Below are 1,942 nucleotides of genomic sequence, written 5' to 3' on the forward strand. Positions count from 1 at the left end.
TTCGTGAGTTGCTTTAGTCGGTACTCACTGACCATCCCACGGTGGCTCTTTACGTTGACGGAGCAACGCTCAACAGCGGGAAACCACACCACTCACGGGGACGCAACCGTCGGCGAACCTTGCCCAGTGTAATTGTTGAGACGATGCTGCAGGCCGGGGATATACGCATCTGGATTCGACCCGATGACGTCGAGGTGTTTTCCGAGCGTCGCGGCGAGCTGCCGAACCGTTTCTTCAAACAGCCTTTGAACGTGGTTCGCGTCTTCAATCATTTCGACCTCGGTCTCGGGGCCGTTCCAAGCATCCGACCACTCACTGAAGAAGTGGTGAGCGAGACGATTTCGTTCACCGACTGCCATAGTCAGTTTCTCTTCCAAGATCGGGTCGCGCGCTAAAGTACGGAGCGCTGCAAACACGGTCCCCATTGTTGAGGTCGAAAGCGTATCGACGGCCCGTTCGAGTTCAGCCTGGGAGGCGAAGTCCTTCGACGCTACCCGATGCACGTTGACCAAGACTCGCAGCCAAAACTCTAACGCTTGTGATCCGTGCATAGCTCGCCCAAAGGCAGCGAAGACCCTGTCGTCGTTTGCCGAGAGGCCTTGTTCTATAAGGGACATGGATCGACGATATCGGGTGGCCTCTTGCAGGGTCTCGATCTGAACGGGTCGGTCGGAGCGGCGAGTAGAGGCTCACGTGGCCGAACGTCCTCAAATACAGAAGGTCTCGCGGGTCCGCACCCTCGACTTGACGCACAGCGTCACCGTACTTCGCCATCAACGCAGCGATGTCGACCTCCCTCTGGTTGCCAGCTGCTCAGGCAGCTTCGAGTAGGCCGTTTTCGCTGAGGTAGTTCTTGACCACCCACGAGTTGAAGCTGACGCGCCGCTCCCCGAGCATCATGTCTGGATACTCAGCGTTTCAATCTCGTCATCCGATGCTCGTTCAGATCCTTCACCATATGTCGTGGTCAGGAATATATCGGGTCTGCACATTGCTTTGCGACCGAAGGGATTTGCCCCCCCCCCCCCAATTTGGGAAGATCGCGCCATTTCGGGCGAGGTCCGTGGGCGCCGACGGTAGCCTTCGTCGGTAGTGACATGTACAGGGAAATGGCAGCACCCCCACCCGCTACGGAGGCCCCAATCTATGCGAATGAATGATGTGGATCTCAGCGCAATTGCATTTCCACACCACCCGGCCGGATGGCGATCACCGTCGGATCTCGTTGCCGGATTCACTCTGGCGTGGGCGTTGGAGCTGAGAGAGCGAACGAGATTGTCACCATTTGCTCCGTTTGCGAATGGGGTAAGGGATCAGTTGCCGGCGCAGTATCGCTTCGACACTCTGGGCAAGCTCATAACCCTCAGCCCTGGAGCAACAGGCACGATGTTCGGCCGAAATTCCATCGCCAGACTCACAGCACTGTGTGGAGCTTGGCAGCTGTTCGAAGAACTGAATCGGAGCTGGCATCTCCGATCTGGTGATTTCGGGCAGTTTGCGGACACCTTGGCCTACGTCACAGGAGGTAACGATCGGCCTTCCCTCTACCGTGACTTGAGCGCGGATTTGAGTAAGTGCTTGTTGGCAATAAGGCTTCGACGCGCGTCCAGCCAACACGATCAACTGGATCTTGCCGAAGAGTGGTTCATCACCGGGGACGAGGATCTGACCTTCGAAGATTCCCGCGGAACCGTTTCCCTCCTGTTTCACTTCAGCAACCTGAATCAGGTGCCAGTCGGCCTCTTTTCTCACTCATTTGTCGAGACCGTGTGGTCAACAGCGCGAGTTACGGTTGACCGTCTTGGACCTGATCGGGTCGTTGAGATGCACCGTGAGGGTTGCGTCCCCGTGAGTGGTGTGGTTTCCCGCTGTTGAGCGTTGCTCCGTCAACGTAAAGAGCCACCGTGGGATGGTCAGTGAGTACCGACTAAAGCAACTCACG

2 protein-coding genes are annotated in these 1,942 nt (G+C 57.1%); one reads left to right on the forward strand and one right to left on the reverse strand.

Features of this window, described 5'->3' with window-relative positions; all coding sequences use genetic code 11:
* Positions 1 to 92: 92 nt before the first annotated feature.
* On the reverse strand, positions 93 to 617 hold the full coding sequence (locus E3T54_RS10250) for a hypothetical protein (protein ID WP_134475584.1): 525 nt from the start codon (positions 615 to 617) through the stop codon (positions 93 to 95).
* Between the two features lie 535 nt (positions 618 to 1,152).
* Between E3T54_RS10250 and E3T54_RS10255 the strand changes: the two genes are divergently transcribed.
* Positions 1,153 to 1,875, forward strand: a complete 723-nt coding sequence (locus E3T54_RS10255) for a hypothetical protein (protein ID WP_134475585.1) — start codon at positions 1,153 to 1,155, stop codon at positions 1,873 to 1,875.
* The last annotated feature ends 67 nt before the right edge of the window (positions 1,876 to 1,942 follow it).

The organism is Cryobacterium sp. Sr8, assembly GCF_004403225.1.
Taxonomy (GTDB): Bacteria; Actinomycetota; Actinomycetes; order Actinomycetales; family Microbacteriaceae; genus Cryobacterium; species Cryobacterium psychrotolerans.